This window comes from Maritalea mediterranea (assembly GCF_021568695.1).
Lineage (GTDB): Bacteria > Pseudomonadota > Alphaproteobacteria > Rhizobiales > Devosiaceae > Maritalea > Maritalea mediterranea.
In genome coordinates this window covers 323,939-345,131 of record NZ_JAKGTI010000002.1, presented here as the reverse complement: position 1 = coordinate 345,131, position 21,193 = coordinate 323,939, and the positions used below count along the sequence as shown (strand labels likewise).

Annotated in this window: 20 protein-coding genes and 1 other RNA gene; 16 read left to right on the top strand and 5 right to left on the bottom strand. The window is 53.5% G+C overall.

Translation table 11 applies throughout. The features are described 5' to 3' along the window. Positions 1 to 71 precede the first annotated feature (71 nt). Positions 72 to 947, bottom strand: coding sequence for a LysR family transcriptional regulator (locus L1I42_RS10685; RefSeq protein ID WP_236114514.1), 876 nt, complete (start codon positions 945 to 947; stop codon positions 72 to 74). A gap of 242 nt (positions 948 to 1,189) precedes the next feature. Further along, positions 1,190 to 2,305 (bottom strand): alanine dehydrogenase, encoded by a 1,116-nt coding sequence (gene ald / locus L1I42_RS10680; RefSeq protein WP_236114513.1) that lies wholly within the window; start codon positions 2,303 to 2,305, stop codon positions 1,190 to 1,192. 88 nt (positions 2,306 to 2,393) lie between these two features. Between ald and L1I42_RS10675 the strand changes: the two genes are divergently transcribed. Together L1I42_RS10675 and ettA are read left to right on the top strand one after the other, a co-directional pair. Further along, the gene (locus L1I42_RS10675; protein ID WP_255769357.1) at positions 2,394 to 2,894 is read left to right on the top strand and encodes an Lrp/AsnC family transcriptional regulator; all 501 of its coding nucleotides are present in this window, start codon (positions 2,394 to 2,396) and stop codon (positions 2,892 to 2,894) included. Between the two features lie 105 nt (positions 2,895 to 2,999). Continuing rightward, positions 3,000 to 4,655: an energy-dependent translational throttle protein EttA gene (gene ettA, locus L1I42_RS10670; protein WP_236114511.1), complete on the top strand. Its 1,656-nt coding sequence runs from the start codon at positions 3,000 to 3,002 to the stop codon at positions 4,653 to 4,655. Between the two features lie 65 nt (positions 4,656 to 4,720). Here ettA and L1I42_RS10665 read toward each other — a convergent pair whose 3' ends face one another. After that, positions 4,721 to 5,170 (bottom strand): host attachment protein, encoded by a 450-nt coding sequence (locus tag L1I42_RS10665; protein WP_236114510.1) that lies wholly within the window; start codon positions 5,168 to 5,170, stop codon positions 4,721 to 4,723. A gap of 105 nt (positions 5,171 to 5,275) precedes the next feature. On the opposite strand from L1I42_RS10665, the gene L1I42_RS10660 reads away from it, so the two are divergent. The 3 genes from L1I42_RS10660 (at position 5,276) to L1I42_RS10650 (ending at position 7,698) form a co-directional block, all read left to right on the top strand. Next, on the top strand, positions 5,276 to 6,079 hold the full coding sequence (locus tag L1I42_RS10660; RefSeq protein ID WP_236114509.1) for an alpha/beta hydrolase: 804 nt from the start codon (positions 5,276 to 5,278) through the stop codon (positions 6,077 to 6,079). Positions 6,080 to 6,190: 111 nt separating this feature from the next. Next, positions 6,191 to 7,117: an EamA family transporter RarD gene (gene rarD / locus L1I42_RS10655; RefSeq protein WP_236114508.1), complete on the top strand. Its 927-nt coding sequence runs from the start codon at positions 6,191 to 6,193 to the stop codon at positions 7,115 to 7,117. Further along, complete coding sequence (locus L1I42_RS10650) at positions 7,114 to 7,698, top strand: MOSC domain-containing protein (RefSeq protein ID WP_236114507.1); 585 nt, start codon at positions 7,114 to 7,116, stop codon at positions 7,696 to 7,698. Before rarD ends, L1I42_RS10650 begins: the two co-directional genes overlap by 4 nt. Here the strand turns inward: L1I42_RS10650 and L1I42_RS10645 are convergent. Further along, positions 7,652 to 8,599 (bottom strand): hydrogen peroxide-inducible genes activator, encoded by a 948-nt coding sequence (locus tag L1I42_RS10645; RefSeq protein ID WP_236114506.1) that lies wholly within the window; start codon positions 8,597 to 8,599, stop codon positions 7,652 to 7,654. The genes L1I42_RS10650 and L1I42_RS10645 overlap by 47 nt on opposite strands. Before the next feature lie 100 nt (positions 8,600 to 8,699). Here L1I42_RS10645 and L1I42_RS10640 point away from each other — a divergent pair, with 100 nt between their 5' ends. Both L1I42_RS10640 and L1I42_RS10635 read left to right on the top strand, forming a co-directional pair. After that, positions 8,700 to 10,139, top strand: a complete 1,440-nt coding sequence (locus tag L1I42_RS10640; RefSeq protein WP_236114505.1) for a catalase — start codon at positions 8,700 to 8,702, stop codon at positions 10,137 to 10,139. A gap of 183 nt (positions 10,140 to 10,322) precedes the next feature. Next, positions 10,323 to 11,441, top strand: coding sequence for a DUF2336 domain-containing protein (locus L1I42_RS10635; protein ID WP_236114504.1), 1,119 nt, complete (start codon positions 10,323 to 10,325; stop codon positions 11,439 to 11,441). 70 nt (positions 11,442 to 11,511) lie between these two features. On the opposite strand, the gene L1I42_RS10630 is transcribed toward L1I42_RS10635, so the two are convergent. Next, positions 11,512 to 11,769, bottom strand: a complete 258-nt coding sequence (locus L1I42_RS10630) for an ArsR/SmtB family transcription factor (protein ID WP_236114503.1) — start codon at positions 11,767 to 11,769, stop codon at positions 11,512 to 11,514. Between the two features lie 201 nt (positions 11,770 to 11,970). Here L1I42_RS10630 and L1I42_RS10625 point away from each other — a divergent pair, with 201 nt between their 5' ends. From L1I42_RS10625 to L1I42_RS10585, 9 genes are all read left to right on the top strand, one after another. Beyond that, complete coding sequence (locus tag L1I42_RS10625) at positions 11,971 to 12,927, top strand: ArsR/SmtB family transcription factor (protein ID WP_236114502.1); 957 nt, start codon at positions 11,971 to 11,973, stop codon at positions 12,925 to 12,927. A gap of 7 nt (positions 12,928 to 12,934) precedes the next feature. Beyond that, entirely contained in the window at positions 12,935 to 13,858 is a 924-nt protein-coding gene (gene metF, locus L1I42_RS10620) for a methylenetetrahydrofolate reductase [NAD(P)H] (RefSeq protein ID WP_236114501.1), read from the top strand. A gap of 72 nt (positions 13,859 to 13,930) precedes the next feature. Continuing rightward, complete coding sequence (locus L1I42_RS10615; protein ID WP_236114500.1) at positions 13,931 to 14,647, top strand: J domain-containing protein; 717 nt, start codon at positions 13,931 to 13,933, stop codon at positions 14,645 to 14,647. A 39-nt stretch (positions 14,648 to 14,686) separates the two neighbouring features. Next, positions 14,687 to 15,064: RNase P RNA component class A (gene rnpB, locus L1I42_RS10610), an RNA gene on the top strand. A gap of 136 nt (positions 15,065 to 15,200) precedes the next feature. Next, positions 15,201 to 16,217 (top strand): 16S rRNA (cytosine(1402)-N(4))-methyltransferase RsmH, encoded by a 1,017-nt coding sequence (gene rsmH, locus L1I42_RS10605; protein ID WP_236114499.1) that lies wholly within the window; start codon positions 15,201 to 15,203, stop codon positions 16,215 to 16,217. Further along, complete coding sequence (gene ftsL / locus L1I42_RS10600; protein ID WP_236114498.1) at positions 16,217 to 16,615, top strand: cell division protein FtsL; 399 nt, start codon at positions 16,217 to 16,219, stop codon at positions 16,613 to 16,615. The genes rsmH and ftsL overlap by 1 nt, the downstream gene beginning before the upstream one ends. Further along, positions 16,612 to 18,330 carry a peptidoglycan D,D-transpeptidase FtsI family protein gene (locus L1I42_RS10595; RefSeq protein ID WP_236114497.1) on the top strand — a complete coding sequence of 573 codons (1,719 nt, stop codon included), beginning with the start codon at positions 16,612 to 16,614 and terminating at the stop codon, positions 18,328 to 18,330. The genes ftsL and L1I42_RS10595 overlap by 4 nt, the downstream gene beginning before the upstream one ends. After that, positions 18,327 to 19,772 carry a UDP-N-acetylmuramoyl-L-alanyl-D-glutamate--2,6-diaminopimelate ligase gene (locus L1I42_RS10590; RefSeq protein ID WP_236114496.1) on the top strand — a complete coding sequence of 482 codons (1,446 nt, stop codon included), beginning with the start codon at positions 18,327 to 18,329 and terminating at the stop codon, positions 19,770 to 19,772. The genes L1I42_RS10595 and L1I42_RS10590 overlap by 4 nt, the downstream gene beginning before the upstream one ends. After that, a complete protein-coding gene (locus tag L1I42_RS10585; protein WP_236114495.1) occupies positions 19,769 to 21,181 on the top strand; it encodes a UDP-N-acetylmuramoyl-tripeptide--D-alanyl-D-alanine ligase in 1,413 nt (470 codons plus the stop codon). The genes L1I42_RS10590 and L1I42_RS10585 overlap by 4 nt, the downstream gene beginning before the upstream one ends. Positions 21,182 to 21,193: the final 12 nt, after the last annotated feature.

Genomic DNA, 21,193 nt, shown 5'->3' with positions numbered 1-21,193 from the left:
GCCTGATCAGCCATAAAGCGAAGAAAGGTCAGCTCTGGACGGCTGACCTTTTTCGTGTCGGATGGCATTGACTAGAGATCAGAGAAATTTTCCACCATGAAGTCAATAAAGACCCGCGTTTTGAGCGGCAAGCGACGTCGATGCGGATAAAGCACGTAGAGTGGCGTGGTGTCCGACGCCTCATCTTCCAACATTGGCACCAATGTGCCCCGTTCCAAGGCCGTGTTCAGAATAAAGGTCGGCAAATAACAGTAGCCAACGCTCTGTTCAGCCAAGGTGACGATTGTGTCACCATTATTGGTGCTGGTGCGGATGCTATCCGGTGCCACGCGGAAATTTTGCCAAGCAGGTGCGTTCTGCCGCAGGGAGTAAGTGATTGATGGCCAGTTTTTGAGTTCGGTCACGTCCTTGGGCTGCCCGCCCATCCGCTTAATCAGCTCTGGCGACGCAGCCAGCTTGTGATGCGTTTCAGCAAATTTGCGCACGATCAACGAGTCCGACCCGGTGGCGCCAATTCGGATCGCCATGTCCATGCCCTCTTCGATAATATCGACATAGCGGTCGGACATATGCAAATCCACTTGCACCTTTTTGTGTCGCTCTAAGAAGGCGGGCAACAGAGGCGCGATATATCTTGAGCCAAAAGTTACCGGCACGGCGATCCGAAGCCTTCCCTGTGGCTCCAGGCTTTTCTCGGCAAATCGGCTTTCGATTTCGGCATTCTGTTCCAAAATATTTCGGCAATGTTCTAGATATTCATTGCCTGCCTCGGTCAGAGAAACGCGCCGCGTTGTGCGGTTCAACAGGCGCACGTCCAACCGTTCTTCCAACAGGCTCAATGTGCGCGAAACAATGGCTTTCGAGCAGCCCAGCTTGTCAGCTGCCGCAGTGATGCCGTGGTTTTCAGCCACAGCGACGAAGGTTTGCATGGCGTTGAGCATATCCATTATACTATTCCTTCAAACAAAAGCCATCAATTTGACCTGATTAAGTTTAAAAAACTAAACAATGTCAATTCACCTTATGGCCAAATTTTCCTTGTCATCAATCTTGTCCTATCAGGCACAACGATTTTTGAACTGCTTTGTTCATTATAACGAAACAATGCCCCCTCCGGATCACAAGACGCAAAAAAGCCGCGACGGTGGGAGGAAACCGCGCGGCTTTTTTTAAGGGTGAGGCAGAGCAATTAGATCAGGAACGTGTCTGCGCTCACAAAATCATAGCCAAGATCACGAGCGACGGGCGCACAGGTCACTTTGCCATCACACACATTGAGGCCGTTTTTCAGGTGTGCGTCATCTTTCAATGCCTGCTTCCAACCTTTGTTGGCGATCTGCACGGCGTGGTGCAATGTGGCATTGTTCAATGCGTAAGTTGATGTGCGGGCAACAGCACCAGGCATGTTGGCCACGCAATAATGCACTACATCGTCAATGATGTAGGCTGGGTCTGCGTGGGTGGTTGCTTTTGATGTTTCAAAGCAGCCGCCTTGGTCAATCGCCACGTCAACCAACACAGCGCCGGGCTGCATGGTTTTCAACATTTCTCGGTTCACCAATTTAGGTGCAGCAGCACCAGGCACCAACACAGCACCGATCACCAAATCAGCTTCCTTCACCAAATCTTCAAGCGCGGCCTTTGTGGAGTAAACCACTTTGGCGCTGGCTTCGAAATGGTTGGACAAGCGCTCAAGCTGGGCAGGGTTGCGGTCCAAAATGGTCACGTCAGCATGCATGCCAACAGCCATTTGCGCCGCGTTAAAGCCGACAACACCGCCGCCCACAACAACCACTTTGGCCGGTAATACGCCTGGCACACCACCCATCAAAACGCCGCGACCGCCATGGGCTTTTTCCAAGGCGGCTGCGCCAGCTTGGATCGACATGCGTCCAGCCACTTGGCTCATCGGCTTGAGCAGCGGCAAGCCACCTGCATCGTCGGTCACAGTTTCATAAGCAATGCAAACGGCACCGCTATCGACCAAATCTTTGGTTTGTTCAGGATCCGGGGCCAAGTGCAGATAAGTGTAAAGGATTTGACCGGGCTTGAGCATCGCGCGCTCATTGGCCTGCGGTTCTTTTACCTTCACAATCATATCTGCAATGTCGAAAACGTCTTTGGCGCTCGAAAGAATTTTTGCGCCAGCTTGTTCATAAACCTCATTGGCTGCGCCAATACCTTCACCCGCGTTGGTTTCCACGTAAAGCTCGTGGCCATTGGCGATCAGCTCAGCCACGCTCTCAGGCGTCAAACCAACGCGATATTCATGGTTTTTGATTTCTTTGGGTACACCGATTTTCATTGAAGACGTCCTCCGCATTAAAATTTGGCGAACAGTATAGGCTAATAAACGGGGGAAAAAATTGCAATTTTGTGTAAGTACAATTACATTGGTTGAAAAATATCCTGTCGTTGAAAGGAACATTGATATTTTTTCTCTTGATCAATTGGATAAGCGAATAATTCGCGCGCTGCAGGCTGATTGCCGGATTTCGATGCAGGAATTGGGAGAGCAAGTTGGTTTGTCGACCTCGGCCTGCCATCGGCGGGTGAAATTACTGGAAGAGCGCGGCTTGATTTCGGGCTATCACGCCCATTTGAATCCCGACATTTTGGGCTTTGGCATGTTGTTTTATGTCGAGGTAAGCGTGACCGACCAGAGCGAAGCCACCTTGATGGAGTTTGAAGAGGCGGTGCGCTCGGCGCCTGAGATTCTGGAAGCTTCGCTGGTGGCAGGTGCATCTGACTATTTATTGCGGCTTGTTTGTGAGGATGCGGATCATTTCGAGCGTCTACACCGCACTCGATTGTCGCGCCTACCGCACGTCGCGCGCATTCAGTCCAACCTGGCCATTCGGGTGGTCAAACCCATGACAGGGTTGCCGGTTTAGCGCATAACCGGGCAGAACAGGCGAAATTCCCGCATCTGTGGTTGCGTCTTTGGTTCCAATCTCTTAAACGCTTGGGCAAGACATTTATTATTTGAGGTTCGCATTATGGCGCGTCAATTTATTTATCACATGCATGGCATGTCCAAAACTTATGCCGGTGGAAAGAAGGTATTGGACAACATTCATCTGAGTTTCTATCCCGACGCCAAAATTGGTGTTTTGGGGCCAAACGGGGCGGGTAAATCGACCCTGTTGAAAATCATGGCAGGCATCGACACTGAGTTTCAGGGCGAAGCCTGGGTAGCTGATGGCGCCAAAGTCGGTTATCTCGCGCAGGAACCACAGCTTGACCCAAGCCTTGATGTGCGCGGCAATGTGATGGAAGGGGTGAAGGAAAAACAAGCCATCCTCGACCGTTACAACGAGCTGATGATGAACTATTCCGACGAGACGGCGGAAGAGGGCGCACGGCTGCAGGATCAGATCGATGCGGAAAACTTATGGGATCTGGACTCGCAGGTGGAAATGGCGATGGAAGCGCTGCGGTGTCCGCCAGGGCATGCGTCAGTTGATAGCCTATCAGGCGGTGAAAAGCGCCGGGTGGCCCTTTGCCAATTGCTGCTATCAGCGCCAGACCTGTTGCTGCTCGACGAACCGACCAACCATTTGGATGCGGAAACAACGGCCTGGTTGGAAAAGCATTTGCGCGAATTCCCCGGTGCTGTGTTGATCATCACCCACGACCGATATTTCCTGGACAATGTGACAGGCTGGATTTTGGAATTGGACCGTGGGCGTGGCATTCCCTATGAAGGCAATTACTCGGCTTATCTGGGCCAAAAAGCGAAACGCTTTAAGCAAGAAGCCGCAGAGGATGCCGCCCGTCAACGCGTGCTGCAAAGCGAGCAGGAGTGGATTGCGGCCTCACCGAAGGCCCGTCAGGCCAAATCCAAGGCGCGTATTAAAGCTTATGACGAGTTGGTGAAGGCCAACGAGGCGCGGACCCAATCCAACAAAGCGCAAATCATCATTCCACCTGGCCCGCGTTTGGGTGATCAGGTGATCAATGTTGAAGGGCTGAAAAAAGGCTTCGAGGATCGCCTGTTGATCGACGATCTCAATTTCAGCCTGCCGGCTGGTGGCATTGTTGGGGTGATCGGGCCAAACGGTGCGGGTAAATCAACCCTGTTCAAAATGCTCACCGGTCAGGAAGAGCCAGATGAAGGCAGCATCACCATTGGGGAGACTGTCAAGCTGGGCTATGTTGACCAAAGCCGCGATGCGCTGGACCCGAACAAAACCGTTTGGGAAGAGATTTCCGAGGGCAACGACATCATCACGCTGGGCAAGCGCGAGATGAACAGTCGGGCCTATACATCGGCCTTTAACTTCCGTGGCGGTGACCAACAGCAGAAGGTTGGTAATTTGTCCGGCGGTCAACGCAACCGCGTGCATTTGGCCAAGATGCTGAAATCCGGCGCCAATGTGCTGCTGCTCGACGAACCGACCAACGACCTGGACACCGAAACTTTGGCGGCGCTCGAAGAAGCGTTGGAGGAATTTGCCGGTTGCGCGGTGATTATTTCTCACGACCGGATGTTCCTTGACCGGTTGGCCACGCATATGCTGGCCTTTGAAGGCGACAGCCATGTGGAATGGTTTGAGGGCAATTTTGCCGATTATGAAGAAGACAAAATCCGCCGTTTGGGGCCGGATGCGGCAAACCCAAAACGTGTGACCTATAAACCGCTTACACGGTAAATCGGTTAGATTGAAACAATTTCAAACGCCCCGCCTTGGCGGGGCGTTTTGCTGTTCAGGCAGGATTAAAACACCACCATATTTTTGAAATAGTCCGGCAGATCGGCTGTTGGGATGTTGGTCAAATCCTTGGGCACATCATCCTCCAGCTTCTGTTCAAGATGCTTGTTGAAATGCTGGCGCATCTCGCCAAGACTCTTTGGTGGTGCGGCGATGATGAGGCGGTCGAACTTGTTCTCTTGCGCCGCCCGGTTCAAATGGTCAGCCACTTCGCGAGAGAACTTTTCGTGTTCCACATCGTCCGGGTCAGTCTGTTGTTCCATGGCGCTGCGGCCGTCACCGGCTGATGTAAAGGTTCTGCCCCGATCATTCGCCACAATCTCACTGGTTTTGAGGGCTTCGCGCTGTCGTCCTTGGTCGGTCAGCGGTGTAAGGCCTTTGTTTGGCCCGGTGTTTTCAAATATTTTCGCTTCCGTTCCGTTTGCAACCAAAAGCCATGTGATTGTTGGTTTCATCCTTTTGCCCTTTCCTTTTCGAGTTAAGGTGCGCAAGGTAGAACGTATGATACGCCGATTGTGTTTCATATCAATTGGCATTTTGGCCGCAACGTGGAGGCGGAAATGGCCGGTTTTACGATTGAGCACAATGGCGCCCGACTTTACGGCGTTGAACAGGGCTTCGGCGCACCGGTTGTGTTTCTCCATGCCGGCGTGGCCGATCATCGTATGTGGTTGCCGCAATTGGATGCGATGGATATGGGCATTCAGGCCATCGCATATGACCGACGAGGGTTTGGGCGCACCACAAGCGAGGATGTTGTTTATTCGGAGCTGGATGACCTTTTGGTGGTGCTCAATCACTTTCGCATCGGGCGGGCCGTTTTGGTGGGATGTTCTCAGGGCGGTGGTCTTGCAGCTGCCTTTGCGCTGCGATATCCGGATCGTGTCGGCGGGCTGATGTTGGTGGCCGCATCTTATACCGGCATGCCTGATTTGGAGTTGGAACCAGGCGAAAAGCACATTGCAGCCCAGTATGACGCGATGGAAGCCGAAACGGACTTGGAGGCGTTCAATCAATTCGAAGCGCGTGTTTGGCTAGATGGGGTGCGGGCAGAAGAAGGGCGCGTTGGCGCCCATCTACGCGCTCTGTTTTTAGACATGAATGGTCAGCGTTTGCGGCATAAGCGGTTGAGCCAAAAACAACAGCGGCCTGAAACATATTCTCGGTTGCCCGAGATTGACGTGCCAATGCTTCTGGTCGCTGGCGGCTATGATTCAAGTTATTATTTACGGCTCAACGCACAGATTGCCCAAGAGGCGCGGCGGGCCGAGGCGCAAGTGATGCCGAAGACAGGCCATTTGCCCAATATGGAAGACCCGGAAACGTTCAATGGCCTTTTGAGCAGTTTTCTCGCAACACTTTAGCCGCCTTTGTGAATGATGCTATCTCCGATTTTGATTGGCCCTATTTAACAGTTTGATTGGTCAAACCAGTCAAAAAGGTGTACGCGAGGCATTCCTGAACATGAAAGGCCCATGATGACCACTGATGAATCGCTTCGCCAGACCCAATTGGGCGCCCTCGCGGCGCTGTCGGCATACACGTCATGGGGATTGTTTCCGCTGTTTTTCAGGCTGTTGGGCGATGTCAGTCCTTATATTGTGGTGGCGCATCGGGTGATCTGGTCGGCGATTATGGTGGCGATCTTTTTGTTGATTGCCAATCGGCTGGGCGAAATAAAAGCGGTCTTTAAATCCAAAAAATCTATGGTGTGGCTGGCGGCATCTACCATTGCCATCTCCATTAATTGGGCGATCTTTGTGGGCGCGGCGGGCACCGAAAATGTGTTGTCAGTGAGCTTTGGCTATTTTATGACTCCGCTGGTTAATGTGGCGCTGGGCATGTTGTTGTTGGGCGAGCGGCAGAATGTGTTTCAGGCTGTGGCCATTGGGATCGCCGTTATCGCCGTTAGTGTTCAGGCGATCGGTCTTGGCGGCGTGCCGTGGATCTCGCTGGCCTTGGCTTTTAGTTTCGCCTTTTATGGCTATTTCCGCAAAACCGTCGATGTGGGCGCTGCGCCGGGGCTGTTGATCGAAACGCTGATGATCACGCCAGTGGCGCTGATCATGCTGGCCGTGCTTGGCCCAGCCTATCCAATGGCCACGCCTGAGGCGGGGCTGCTGATCTGGTTTTTGCTGTTCATGAGTGGGCCACTGACGGCGGGGCCGCTAATCCTGTTTTCCTTTGGGGCCAAGCGCTTGCGCATGACCACAATCGGCATTTTCCAATATATCGCGCCGTCCATGCATTTTGTGCTGGCCGTCTGGCTGCTGGGTGAACCGTTGAATGAAGCGCGGCTGTTCAGCTTTGTGCTGATCTGGGTCTCCTTGGCCATCTTTACTTATGATTCCTATATCCGCCAGCGCCAAGTAGCGCGTGACCGTAAGAAGGTGATGCTATGACCCAAATTCCCACACAAAAGTTCAAAGCTGAACTTGCCGATCTCTTTCTGGCTGATGGTGATGATTTCATCTCTAAATCTGTGTCGGCGTTGGAACTGAATTTTGAAGGGATCGTCGGGGACCATCATGCGGGGCTGACGCGCAAATCTGGCGGGCGTGAGCCTTGGTACAAGCGCGGTACTGAAATGCGCAATGAGCGGCAGGTGTCGCTTTTGTCAGTGGAAGAAGTGGCCATCATTGCTGAACGCCTGAATGTGGATCATTTTGATGCGGGGCGCATTGGTGCCAATATGCTGATCAAGGGTTTGCCAAATTTTTCGCAGGTGCCATCGCGCACACAATTCTTTTTTCCGTCTGGTGCTGTGCTGCGCATCGATGGATACAATGCCCCGTGTAAGATTGCCGGGGCTGCGCTGCAGGCCGATTATGCCGGGCGCGACGATATTGAGCTGGGTTTTGTGAAGGCGGCTGAGGATTTGCGCGGTCTGGTGGCTTGGGTGGAGCGCCCCGGCACTGTGCGCCAGGGTGATGAGATCAAGGTGCGGGTGTGGCCCCAGCAGCTCTATCAGCCTTCGATCTAGTCGGCATGGCCAGGCAGGCCGTGGCAAGGGATGCGGCGAGGGTCGCGATTTGACGCAATTGCTGCTTTTGCGCCGAGGTGCGGCGCCAGACCATGGAAATGGTGCGGTGCGCGCCGGGGGACTTTAACTCATGCAGCGCAAGGGAATCGCTGCGAATTTCCCGTACCAAACACATGGCGGGTAGAAGAGTGACGCCAAACCCCTTGGCCACAAGTTCCACAATGGTGGCCAGTGAAGTGGCTGCGAAGGCTTGATCTTTACTGCCGCCCTTTGGGTCGAGGCTGCAGGCCTCTATGGCCTGATCACGAAAGCAATGACCTTCTGAAAGCAGCAATAATTCTTCATTCTGCATCAGGTTCAGGTCTACCGGGTCCTGAATGTTTTTGTGGCGCGCGGCGGCCAAGACGAAAGGATCGTCAAAAAGTGGTTGCGCTTCAAACCGGTCCAAGGGTGGTTTGGTGCCGATAATGCCGAAATCCAGCTCGCCATCGGCCAATTGCCTCAACAACATTTCGGTTTGCATTTCGCCTAAATTGAACAATTGGGTGGGAAAGTTTTCGGCCAAAGTTGTGAGCAGGTGGGGCAGGAAATAGGGGGCAATGGTGGGAATCAACGCCCCGCGAATGGGAGCGCTGAGGCCAAATCGGGCTTCGTGCGCCGCTTCTTCCAAGGCATCAACCTGCGCGACAATGCGCGCGGCTTCCAGCAAAAATACCTCGCCAAAGCGGGTGGGGATGACGCGTTTTCCCAGCCGTTCAAAAAGCTTTTTGCCACAATAGGTTTCGAGCGCGCTGATTTGTTGCGACAGGGCGGGTTGTGTCACATGGCTCTTTTCGGCTGCCGTGCCGAAATGGCCGTGCTTTTGCACGGCAAGGGCATAGCGCATCTGTTTCAACGTCATTTTTCTCATAAGAAAAACTTATCAAAATTGAAAAATTAATCAATTTGTATTTTGGGTGTGGTGCGCCTACCTTTGACTCAATCGAAAGAAAGGGAGCGATATGAGCAAGAAAACTTTGACCACCACGGCCGGTGCGCCGATTTCCGATAATCAGAATTCAATTACGGCGGGGCCCCGCGGGCCATTGCTGTTGCAGGACTATCAGCTGATTGAAAAGCTGGCGCATCAGAACCGCGAGCGTATTCCTGAGCGGGTGGTGCATGCCAAAGGCTGGGGTGCATTTGGTAAGCTGAAAATCACCGGCGATATTTCCAAATATACCTCCGCCAAGGTGCTGCAGCCGGGTGCAGAAACAGACATGTTGGCGCGCTTCTCCACCGTGGCGGGCGAGCAGGGCGCGGCAGACGCCGAGCGCGATGTGCGCGGCTTTGCCCTTAAATTTTACACGGAAGAAGGCAACTGGGATTTGGTGGGCAACAACACACCTGTGTTCTTTGTGCGTGATCCGTATAAATTCCCTGATTTTATTCACACCCAAAAGCGTCACCCGAAAACCAATCTGCGGTCTCCCACTGCCATGTGGGACTTCTGGTCCCTGTCACCCGAGAGCTTACATCAGGTCACCATTTTGATGTCTGACCGTGGCTTGCCCACAGCGCCCATGCATATGAACGGTTATGGCTCGCACACCTATTCCTTATGGAATGAAAAGGGCGAGCGCGTATGGGTGAAGTTCCATTTCAAGACCGAGCAAGGCCACGCGCACTTCACTAATGAAGAGGCGAAACAGGTGGTGGGCGAAAGCCGCGAAACCTACCAGGAAGCTCTGTTTGGCTCGATTGAGGCCGGGCATTATCCACGGTGGAAAATGCAAGTGCAGATCATGACCGAAGAACAGGCGGCCAAGTTTGAGCATAATCCCTTCGATCTGACCAAGGTTTGGCCGCATGGGGACTTCCCGCCAATCGATCTGGGTGTGATGGAACTAAACCGTAATGCTGAGAACTATTTCGCCGAGATCGAACAGGCCGCGTTCTCTCCCTCCAACGTGGTGCCCGGCATTGGCTTTTCACCGGATAAAATGCTGCAGGCGCGGATCTTCTCCTATGCGGATGCGCACCGTTATCGTCTGGGCACCCACTATGAAGCCCTGCCGGTGAACCAGCCGAAAAATGGCGTACATCACTATCACAAGGATGGTCAGATGAACTTCTTTGGTCAGAAGACCGGCCATGTGGACGCTTATTATGAGCCGAACTCTATCGATGAGTCCGCGAAGGAAGCGCCCGAGTATAAGGAACCGGCTCTGCCGATTGAGGGCGATGCCGATCGCTATAACCATCGGGACGGCAATGATGACTTTTCGCAGCCGCGCGCATTGTTCGAGCTCTTCGATGCGGATCAGAAGCAGCGGCTGTTTTCTAACATTGCGGATGCTATGGATGGAGTGCCGCAACACATCATTGATCGCCAATTGGCCCTATTTGACCAGATTCACCCTGATTATGGAAACGGGGTGCGGGCCGCTCTTAAGGGCTAAGTGCAACCCAAGATTGAATAAAGAGAGGCGCCGCCTCAACCTGAGGTGGCGCTTTTTTGGTTAATCAATTCTTTCGCCTACCGATAAAATTTGACCCAAACTTTAGCGGAAACGCCAGCATTTGCTTTAGTCCGCCCGTTGTAGAGTGGGCGGAATGGTGCAAAAGCACCGAAGGAGGTAGCGATGGAAATCGATCATTCCAAGGGGACAGCATTCTCGAACTTTCGAGCACTGAACCACGATAGCAGTCCGGCTGAATGCGAGCATTTGATCCGGAATATGGCCACATTGTTCAGCCACGTTGTAGACCGTTGTGACGACGAACAGATATCCCAATATGACGACGTGTTGTGTCAGCTCGCCGAACTGGTTGAGAGCGAAGCGCGCGCAGAAGTAGCCAAAATTCTTGCGCCACTATCCCGTGCGCCGGGCACAGTGGTGATCAAGCTCGCCCACGATGAGGTTGAAGTCGCCGCGCCGCTGCTCGAGTTTTCCAGTGTGTTGTCCGATGATGATCTGATTGAAATTATCGAGTCGCAGACTGAGGGGCACCGCGCCGCGATAGCCGGGCGCAATCCGGTGACGGATCGTGTTAGCAGTTCAATTTGTGATCATGCAGAAAATGAAACCATCGTGAAGTTGATGGAAAATGAAAACGCCGTTATTGGTCCAGAGGCGGGACCTATTTTGATCAGCCGCGCTGCGAAGGACGCGACCATCGCAGGAAAGATGGCCCATCGACAAGATGTGGACTGGCGGTCGATCTATGAAACGTTGGACCATGCGAGCAAACGCGTTTTCACCCAGTTGGCCCGTACCCACATGAAGGTCGACCAAGCCAACGTAGAGGCGGCCAAAAATGTTGTGGTCAACAAAATCAAAGAGCAGGTGGGTTTCAACGCCGCCGAGTGGAATGTGGCGTGGGGCCAGGTAAAAGCTCTAAGCGATCGTCGGAAATTGGATATGAGCGCTCTTGAGCGGTTCTGTCGCTTCTCTTATGCCCACCACACAGCAGCTGCGATTGCATTGATGTTGAAAATAAAACCTGATGTCATGGTGAAATGGTTTGCTGGCCAAGATGTCGGCGCGTTTACTGTGGCAGCCCGGGCATTGGATATGTCGTCGCAAAGCTTTGCCAAAGCTATTGCCATCGTGCCGTGGCGGGAGAAGCTTGGCACAAATGATTTACAGCTTGCCGCAGCGCGCTATGAAACACTTTCCTATCATGATGCACGCGAGATTTTTGAAATGTGGCGCGCGCACAGTTTTCGCCGGCCCCAGCAAAAAGCACACGTGGCCTGAAGCTGAGGCGGTCAACTGGATAACACTTTGGCTTTTAAGCTCGTCGCAGGAACTTGCGACGTGGCGGGGGTCAGTTGATGAGCCGTTGTGCCCAATCAATGACATCTTGAATGGTTGGTTTTTGCAGCGAGCAGATTCGCCATTGGCGGTCGATGCGGCGTTCGATCACGCCGGCAGATTCCAACACCCGCAAATGGCGGGAAATAGCGGGTGCCGTAATATTGTGCGGTGACGAGATCGCCCCCACTGGCAACTCACCCTTTTCTGCCAATTGTTCCACAATGGACAATCTGACAGGGTCCGCAAGGGCACTCAGAATCACGCACATTCTATCGCGATCATTTGACGAGTTATTTGCCGTACTGTGACGTTCGTTTGTCATCTTTTTAACGACTCTTATTTAATGGTTGATTTAATTGATGAAGCGTTTCATCTGAGGTAAGAAATTTACCCACACCGCTTTAACCTATTTCATTGCCAAATTCTGTATTTAGGATATAAAGAAACCTTTATATCATATGAGGTCGACGTGACGAATTTGCGCGAAATGGTGGAAATCTTACGGTCAGCGGGCGAGTTCACCCGGTTGCGCTTGCTTGCGCTTTTGGCTGAAGGGGAACTCTCGGTGAAGGATTTAACTGAGATTCTGGACCAAAGCCAGCCACGCGTGTCCCGTCATCTACGTTTATTGACCGAATCGGGCCTGATCACTCGGCATGCTGAGGGCGCGTGGGCGTTTTTTCGCCTGTCCGACGAGCTGGAATCTGCCGCGTTGGTCGAGCATATTTTGGGGCGACTTAACTTGGAAGATGAGTTGTTGGTGGCTGACCGCGAGCGGCTTGCCGCGGTGCGGCGTGACCATCAGGCGCGGGCCGCCACATTCTTCGCCAAGGTGGCGAAAGATTGGGACCGACTGCGGACGTTGCATGCGCCAGATGAAGCGGTGGAAGCCGCCATTCAGGCGATGCTTAAGGACAAATTCTTTAAGACTTTCCTAGATTTGGGCACAGGCACTGGCCGAATGCTAGAATTATTAGCTGACCAGTACAAAAAGGGTGTCGGGCTTGATGCCAGCCGCGAGATGATTTCAGTGGCGCGGACCAAGTTTGATAAGGCTGGCCTCAAAAATGTGCAGGTGCGTCTCGCGGATATCAGCGATCTAACCGAATATCGCGACAGCGCTGATTTTGTCATGTTGCATCAGGTGCTCCACCATTTTGATGATCCCGGCATTGCACTGCGAAATGCGCAGCTTGCCTTGAAGCAGGGCGGGGCGATCATGGTGGTGGATTTTATGCCCCACAAGCTGGAGTTTTTGCGGGAAGAGCAGGCGCACCGACGCCTGGGGCTTTCCCATGTTCAAATGCAGGCCTGGGCGCGCAGCGCGCAATTGGAAGTGATGCAGGCGCAAGAAATTCCGCATCCCGGACCCGACGATGGACTAACCGTGTGCATTTGGCACCTTACGGACAAAGAAAAGAATTGATTTTGATATGAGTGATACACCTATTTTATCCACCCCCGACCGTTTGTCGCGACAATCTGACAAGGAATTGGCAAAGCTTGATTTGTCATTTGAGTTTTTCCCGCCAAAGACCGACAAAATGGAAGCCCGGTTTTGGGAAACATTGGATCGACTCGCACCACTATCACCGCGTTTCGTGTCGGTGACGTATGGCGCTGGCGGCACGACACGCGGGCGCACGACCCGCATGGTCTCGCAAATTGAAAAACAAACAGGCGTTAAGGCGGCCGCGCATTTGACCTGTGTAGGCGCCAGCAAAGACGAAGTAAACGACGTTGTGCGCGGCTATAAGGACGCCGGGATTTCCCGGATCGTGGCTTTGCGGGGCGACCCGCCTGAGGGGGTAGGCCAGCCGTTTCAGCCGCATCCTGAAGGCTATCGAAGTGCTGCGGAACTGGTGGCGGGCATTCGCACAATTGGCAGTTTTGATATCTCTGTGGCCTGCTATCCCGAAAAGCATCCACAAAGCCCGGATTGGTACGCCGAGTTCGAAAATCTGAAGCGCAAGATTGATGCGGGTGCCAGCCGCGCCATTACGCAGATGTTTTTCGATAATGAGCTCTATTTCCGCTATGTGGATCGGGCGCGCAATGCAGGCGTAGAGGCGCCGATTGTGGCTGGCATTCAGCCGATACACAACTTCAAACAGATTGCCAGCTTCGCGGGGAAATGCGGCTCATCCATTCCAAGCTGGATTGCAGAGCGGTTCGAGGGGTTGGAAGATGATCCTGAAACCCATGCGCTGGTGGCGGCGGCTGTGGCGGCCGAGCAGGTGACAGAATTGGTGGACCGTGGAGTCACCGAGTTCCATTTTTATACCATGAATCGGTCGCCTTTGGTCTATGCATTGGCGCGTCTATTGGGGCGGCGGCCGGAGATTTCAAGGGGCTAAAACTCGTTTTATTGTCTGGAATCGGACATAATGTCGCCTATATCTGGCAACCAGTTGGCTGCGGAGGGAAAAATGTCTGTATGGACAATAATAGCGCAAAAGATTGGTTCCTTTTCTGAACGCACGGGGCTGGCGGGATCGCTGGCCTCGCTGCTGGACCCCGAAACCTGGTTGCTGGGCGGCAAGGAAGCCGCCTTTACCCTGTCATTGGTGGCACTGTCGGCCAAAATGGCAGCGGCGGACGGGGTGGTGACCGCTGATGAAATTCGGGCGTTCCGTGAAAATGTTGAAATTCCCGCCGGAGCCGAAGAGCAGGTGGCGCGGGTGTTTGATTTGGCCCAGCAAGACGTGGCCGGGTTTGAAACCTATGCTCGCCGGGTGGCGCGGCTGTTTCAGGACAGTCCTGAAACGTTGGAGCATGTGTTGGACGGGCTGTTTCATATAGCCGAGGCCGATGGGCTGATCCACGAGGATGAGTTGGCCTATCTGGAAACAGTGAGCGTGATTTTCGGGCTGACCGAAGATGAGTTTGACCGTTTGAGCGCCCAGCATATGGTGGCCGGGGATAGTGACCCGTATTTTGTTTTGGGTGTCGAGCGCGACATTGATGATGATGGCTTGCGCGATGCTTATCGCAAATTGGTTGCCGAACATCATCCAGATCGGCTGATGGCCAAAGGTGTGCCTGCCGAGTTGGTGCAGCTCACCACCAAAAAGATGGCGGCCATCAATCATGCCTATGATCAGATTTTGGAAATTCGACAATCCAGTTCGTCTACACCTGCATAAAGCTTGACCCATCCCTTTTGCGTCCCTATTGAAAGCGGGTCAGTTGGTCGGGCAGTCGCTCCTTTTTGAGGAGAGGAAAGTCCGGACTCCAAGGAAACACGGTGCCGGATAACGTCCGGCGAGGGCGACCTTAGGGAAAGTGCCACAGAAAGCAAACCGCCGCGTTTTTCGCGGTAAGGGTGAAAGGGTGCGGTAAGAGCGCACCGCGAGCCTGGTAACAGGATCGGCATGGTAAACCCCACCGGGAGCAAGACCAAATAGGGATGGCACAGGGCAAGCATCGCTTGTCCGGATCGGTTTCCAGGTCAGTCATCCGGGTTGGTTGCACAAGCCGTCTGGCAACAGGCGGATCAGATGAATGGCTGCCACGCAGATTTATCTGCCTTACAGAATCCGGCTTATAGACCAACTGACATTTTCCTTGCCAAAATCCAGATTTACTCGAATTTGAAACCTAATCTTAAGGCTCGGTTAGCTATATTTTGTGGAGTGAGTTATAAGCGCCCGAATTGTGGCCGCATGAGTATTGGGTTCAACAGGAGTATCACAACTGATGGTTCAACATCAGGACGCACAAAATATGTCGTCTAATGGGTCGCATATTCCTGTTCTTATTCAAGAAGTTATCGAAGGCCTTTCCCCAATTGATGGCAAAGTGATTGTCGACGGCACCTTTGGTGCGGGCGGCTATTCCCGCTATCTGTTGCAGGCGGGTGCGCAGGTGATTGGCATCGATCGCGACCCGGCAGTGGCGCCCTTTGTCAAAAAGTTGGACAATGATTTTGGTTCGAGATTTCGCTTTTTGCCAGGTCAATTCGGGCAGTTGGCGGCGTTGCTTGCAGAAGCGGAAATTGATGAAATTGATGCGGTGGTGCTGGATATTGGCGTAAGTTCTATGCAGCTCGATCAAGGCGAGCGCGGCTTTTCCTTTATGCGCGATGGGCCGTTGGATATGCGCATGGAACAGCACGGCGTAACTGCGGCGGATCTGGTGAATGGGCTGGAAGCGCGAGAATTGTCTGATCTGATTTTCGGTTTTGGTGAAGAGCGGCGGGCAAGGGCTCTGGTCAATGCTATCGTGACCGCACGCGAGGAGGCGCCACTGACCACCACAAAGCAGTTGGCCGATTTGATTGAGAAAACTCTGGGAAAGGGCAAGCCCGGCAAAGCACACCCCGCCACCAAGACCTTTCAGGCGCTGCGCATCGCCGTGAATGCGGAATATAATCAATTGGTGCATGGTCTTTTTGACGCGGAAGCCAAATTGCCGCCCGGTGGTAAGTTGGCGGTGGTGACGTTCCACTCGATGGAAGACCGGATCGTTAAGCGCTTTCTCAAACCCCAGACACAGCAATCGCGCCATATGCCCCTGGCTGACGAAGCCCCGCAGTGCTGGCGTGACATATCCAAGCCCGTACGTCCGTCGAAAAAAGAATTGGCAGATAATCCACGCGCCCGTTCGGCCACCCTGCGTTATGCCACCCGCAACGAGGTGCAGGCACGCCCCTTCAGCATGGATGGGCTTGGTGTGCCCGGCATGGCGAAAAAGCAGGAAGTGGGGGCCAAATAATGCTGCGTTGGATTAATTTTGGCCTGCTGCTCACCAGCTTTTGTGCGCTTATTCTGGTCTATGCGCAAAAATATCATGCGGAAGATTTGAGCGTCCAGGTTTCGACGTTGGAAGATGAGATCGCCGAAAAAACGCAGGAATTGAGTACGCTGAGAGCCGACTGGGCCTATTTAAACCAGCCCGGTCGACTGCAGCCAATTGTAGAACGCCATGCGGCGGTTCTGGATTTGGCACCTATCAAAACCGAGCAATATAAAACAATCGAAGATATTCCTATGCGCCCGGATGGTCCCGATGCTGAAGGTTTGGAAGTGCTTTTGCTGTCGCTCGAGGCCGGGGTGGACCCCAATGAAATGTCTGAGCTGCCCACCATTACCCCGCCGGAGCGCCGCCCATGAGTGATTTAGGCACGACCCATAGCTCTACCATCACCCTTGAGGGGGCACGCAAGGCGCGGGGCCACATGACCCACAGCCGAATCCGGCTGGCCTTGGTGGTTGCCTTGCTGCTGTTTGGCGTTGTGGGGGCAAGGCTAATCAATATTGCCAATACTGAGGTCGCACAGAACAATGCGGGGCAGGAACGTCCAGCTTTGACCGCGACCCGACCGGAAATTCTTGATCGCAATGGGCGGCAATTGGCGGTGGATATTCAAGTGCCCAGCCTTTTTGCTGAGCCGCGGCGCATTGTGGATTTGGATGAAGCGGTAGATGCGTTGAGCGTGGAATTACCGCATCTTGACCGCAAATGGCTGCGTGATCGACTGGATGGAGACGAAGGTTTTGTTTGGCTGGAACGCGAATTGACCCCACAGCAAAAAGAGCGGATTTTGCGCCTGGGCATTCCCGGCGTTGATTTTGTGACCGAAAGTCGCCGTTTCTATCCCGGCGGTGCGGTAGCGTCCCATATCCTTGGGGCCGTGAATGTGGATAATGTGGGCATTGCCGGTATTGAACGATATCTGGACAGCCAGGATGTGGCGTTGTTGCAAGAGCTGGGGCTGGCGCGCAATCGGTCCTTGCAGCCGGTCAATTTGTCGATCGATTTGCGCGTGCAGCACATTATGCACAACCAACTGAAGGACGCGCTGGACCGTTATCAGGCTATCGCTGCCGCCGGCGTTATGATGAATGTGCAAACCGGGGAAATCATCGCCCTGGCCAGCTTGCCAGACTTTGACCCCAATGAACCCGCAACAGCGTTGGAAGAGGGGCGATTAAACCGGATTACAGCGGGCAAGTTCGAACTGGGGTCTGTATTTAAGACCATGACGATGGCCGCCGCGCTGGACAGCGGATTGGTGCGGATTACCGACGAATTCGATGCAACCAAACCGGTGCGCTTCGGGCGCTATTCCATTGGCGATTTTCACGGCAAGAATCGGGTTTTAACCGTGCCGGAGGTCTTCAAATATTCCTCTAATATCGGGACCATCAAAATGATGCAGGTGATCGGGAAAGAGGCCTATCGCGATTTTCTCGGTAAAATGGGTTTTGAAGGCGCGCCCGTGATTGAACTGCCTGAGCGCACATCCGCTCAGATTTCGAATAGTTTTGGAGAAGTGGAGGCGGCCACGGCCTCGTTCGGACATGGCTTTTCTGTGACGCCGTTGCAATTGGTTACGGCAATCAGTGCCTTGGTCAATGGCGGTAATTATGTAGAGCCCACCTTGTTCCCGCGCGATGAAATTGCGGCACTTTCTTCGTCAAAACAGGTCGTGAGTGAACGAACCAGTAACTATATTCGGTATTTGATGCGGTTAAATGCGCTGGAAGGCTCCGGTCGTAAGGCCGCGCCAGATGGCTATCGCGTAGGGGGTAAGACCGGCACTGCTGAAAAGGTTGTGGATGGTCGTTATTCTCGGGAAAAAAGTCTCGCTGTGTTTGCCTCTGCATTTCCCATGGATGCGCCAAAATATGCCATGGTGATTTTGGTGGATGAGCCGAAACGAGAGAACGAACAAAGCGGCCGCACAGCGGCGTGGAACGCAGGTGAAGTAACAGGTCGGATTGTGGAAAAGGTTGCCCCGATGTTGGGGGTCATGCCAAACCATGATCCAGAAATAGATGCGCGGCTGGTGCCAGTAGAGTTGCGCGATTTGGGGGAAATATGAGCTTTTCCATTAAAAAGCTTTTGGTCGGTGCCGAGAGCTCTCAGGAATTTATGGATCTTGATGTTGAAGGCGTGACCTCAGATTCCCGCAAAATTACCAAAGGCGACGCTTTTTTCGCGCTGCCTGGTGAAAATGTGCACGGCAACGAATTTGCAAAGGATGTGGTGCGCCTAGGGGCTGTCGCCATCGTCACAGACCGCGGGTTGGAGTTTAATCCCGGTGTCCCGATCTATTTGGTGAACGATGTGCGGGCGGCCTATGCCCGGGCGGCGCGCCGTGTAAACGAGCCACAGCCTGCTTATCCGGTGGCCGTAACCGGCACCAATGGCAAGACGTCTGTTGTGTCGTTTCTACGCCAGATCTGGATTGATAACCACATTAATGCCGCTTCTGTTGGCACATTGGGCATCGTAACCAAAACCAAGCACATTGAAGGCGAATTGACGACGCCTGGGCCGATGGAATTGCACCGGGAGCTTAACCAACTCAAAAAAGAAGGCGTTGATCACATCGCACTTGAGGCCTCCAGCCATGGGCTGGATCAACGGCGCTTGGATGGGATGAAGTTCCGTGTGGTGGGCTTCACCAATCTTTCGCGTGACCATCTGGATTACCACGAGACGATGGAAGCCTATCATGACGCCAAATTAAGACTGTTTCGCGAGTTACTGACCGAGGGGGGCACGTGCGTCATCAATATGGATGATGATGAGGCGATGCCTTTTATGATGGCTGGGTTGGAACGCAACGGTACTGTGCTGACTGTTGGCGAAAATGGTGCCTATTTCGAACTGCTGTCTGTTGAGCCTGAGGGGTATGGTCAACGGGTTAAAGGGCGTCTCGTGGGCGAGGACGTCGAATTTTTGCTGCCATTGGCAGGCAAGTTTCAGGTGAGCAATGCTTTGGTGGCCTTGGCGATGGCGGTGGCGACGGGCGTTGAAAAGCATGATGCGTTGGACAGTTTAGAGCGCTTGGAAGGGGCCAAGGGGCGACTGGAAAAAGTTGCCGAACATAATGGCGGCGCCGTTTATGTGGACTATTCCCATACCCCCGACGCTCTACAAACCGCATTGGAAAGTTTGCGGCCGTTTGTGACGGGCAAGCTGATCGTTGTGTTCGGTTGTGGGGGCGACCGCGACAAGGGGAAACGTGGTCCAATGGGCAAAATCGCTGCTGAATTTGCTGATGTGGCGATTTTGACCGATGATAATCCACGCACCGAAGATCCGCAGGCTATTCGGGACGAAGTGCTCAAAGCCGCGCCTGATTGCATGGATGTGGGCGATCGACGCAGAGCAATCGAAACCGGCCTTGACATGATGGGTGAAGGCGACGTGTTGCTTGTGGCTGGCAAAGGCCATGAGGATTATCAGATCATCGGGACAGAAAAGCAGGACTTTTCGGACCATGATGTAATTTTGGAAGCCATTGGATCAAAGTGACCCAGCTGTGGACCATTGATGAGATTTGTCAGGCAACCGACGGGCGCGCCACGGGTCTTGACGTGGGCTTGCCCATAACAGGGGTGTCGATCGATAGCCGCACTATTGGTGCGGGCGAACTGTTTGTCGCCATCAAGGGGGACCGGTTTGATGGCCATGACTTTGTGGCCAAAGCGCTGGAGCAGGGGGCGATTGCTGCTTTGGTGAGTGCTGGTTTTGCGCAGGATCACCCGGAAATGGAGCAGTTGATTGTCGTGACGGATGCGCTTGAGGGGCTTGAGCACCTCGGTGTCGCGGCGCGCCAGCGGATGCAAGGTAAGGTCATTGCCGTCACCGGCAGTGTGGGTAAAACCTCCACCAAGGAGGCCATTCGCATTACACTTGAGCAGTTCGGCAAGACGCATTTCTCCATCAAATCATTCAATAATCACTGGGGCGTGCCGCTCATGCTGGCGCGCATGCCGGCGGACACCGAGTTTGCTGTTTTTGAGTTGGGCATGAGCCACGAAAACGAAATCCGGCCGCTGGTGAAGCTGGTGTCACCTCATCTCGCCGTGATCACCAAAATTGCACCGGCTCATCTTGAAAACTTTCAGAATCTTCAAGGGATTGCAGACGCCAAGGCGGAAATATTTGAGGGGCTTCAGTCAGGTGGCAGTATTCTTTTGGGTGCCGATCATGACTATGTGGATTACTTGCGGGGCCGCGCTGCCGGCCTAGGTTTTACAGATGTGACGACCTTTGGATTTGCCGCCCAAGCTGACCTGGTGTTGGGCGAGCCGCACTTGCACAATGGACATATTGGATGTGGCTTTGGTTGGAAGGATGAGGCCGGGCATCTTGATGTGCCGCAATTGGGCGCACACGCTTTGGCCAACGCCGCATGTGCCTATTTGATTGGTCGAAAGCTTGGCATTGCGCAGGATGATTTGCTGTGGGCCTTGGGCCATTATCATGCAGCGTCCGGACGGGGAGAGGTTGCAAAACTCCCCATTGCCGATGGCCACATCACGCTGGTTGATGAAAGCTATAACGCAAACCCGGCTTCAATGCTGGCGGCAATTGATACGCTGGCGCGCAATCAACACCAAGGACGCAATTGCGTGGTGCTCGGCGATATGTTGGAACTGGGTGAAGAGAGTGCAAATCTGCACAGATCTTTGGCCGAGCCATTGATCAAACTGGCGCCGGATCAAGTCTTGCTGGTGGGCCCGATGATGAGACATCTCTTTGATGCCGTGGTCGATCATTTGCCTGTGGACTGGGTGGAAAACCAGAATGAGGTTTTACCAAAACTGTCAAATTGGCTTGCACCGGGCGATTTAATTATGGTCAAAGGGTCAAACGGGATTGGTTTAGGGGCGCTGGTGGAAGCGTGCCGCAAAAAGTGGCCGCCGACCGAAGAATAAGCGCGTAAAAAG

Bases quoted from the DNA above. Each gene is read 5' to 3' on its own strand.
- ettA (WP_236114511.1), top strand. From the start codon at position 3,000: ATGGCGCGTCAATTTATTTATCACATGCATGGCATGTCCAAAACTTAT.
- rarD (WP_236114508.1), top strand. From the start codon at position 6,191: ATGATGACCACTGATGAATCGCTTCGCCAGACCCAATTGGGCGCCCTC.
- L1I42_RS10645 (WP_236114506.1), bottom strand. From the start codon at position 8,599: ATGACGTTGAAACAGATGCGCTATGCCCTTGCCGTGCAAAAGCACGGC.
- L1I42_RS10640 (WP_236114505.1), top strand. From the start codon at position 8,700: ATGAGCAAGAAAACTTTGACCACCACGGCCGGTGCGCCGATTTCCGAT.
- L1I42_RS10630 (WP_236114503.1), bottom strand. From the start codon at position 11,769: ATGTGCGTGATTCTGAGTGCCCTTGCGGACCCTGTCAGATTGTCCATT.
- L1I42_RS10635 (WP_236114504.1), top strand. From the start codon at position 10,323: ATGGAAATCGATCATTCCAAGGGGACAGCATTCTCGAACTTTCGAGCA.
- ald (WP_236114513.1), bottom strand. From the start codon at position 2,305: ATGAAAATCGGTGTACCCAAAGAAATCAAAAACCATGAATATCGCGTT.
- metF (WP_236114501.1), top strand. From the start codon at position 12,935: ATGAGTGATACACCTATTTTATCCACCCCCGACCGTTTGTCGCGACAA.
- L1I42_RS10590 (WP_236114496.1), top strand. From the start codon at position 18,327: ATGAGCTTTTCCATTAAAAAGCTTTTGGTCGGTGCCGAGAGCTCTCAG.
- ftsL (WP_236114498.1), top strand. From the start codon at position 16,217: ATGCTGCGTTGGATTAATTTTGGCCTGCTGCTCACCAGCTTTTGTGCG.
- L1I42_RS10615 (WP_236114500.1), top strand. From the start codon at position 13,931: ATGTCTGTATGGACAATAATAGCGCAAAAGATTGGTTCCTTTTCTGAA.
- L1I42_RS10595 (WP_236114497.1), top strand. From the start codon at position 16,612: ATGAGTGATTTAGGCACGACCCATAGCTCTACCATCACCCTTGAGGGG.
- L1I42_RS10685 (WP_236114514.1), bottom strand. From the start codon at position 947: ATGGATATGCTCAACGCCATGCAAACCTTCGTCGCTGTGGCTGAAAAC.
- L1I42_RS10665 (WP_236114510.1), bottom strand. From the start codon at position 5,170: ATGAAACCAACAATCACATGGCTTTTGGTTGCAAACGGAACGGAAGCG.
- rsmH (WP_236114499.1), top strand. From the start codon at position 15,201: ATGGTTCAACATCAGGACGCACAAAATATGTCGTCTAATGGGTCGCAT.
- L1I42_RS10660 (WP_236114509.1), top strand. From the start codon at position 5,276: ATGGCCGGTTTTACGATTGAGCACAATGGCGCCCGACTTTACGGCGTT.
- L1I42_RS10650 (WP_236114507.1), top strand. From the start codon at position 7,114: ATGACCCAAATTCCCACACAAAAGTTCAAAGCTGAACTTGCCGATCTC.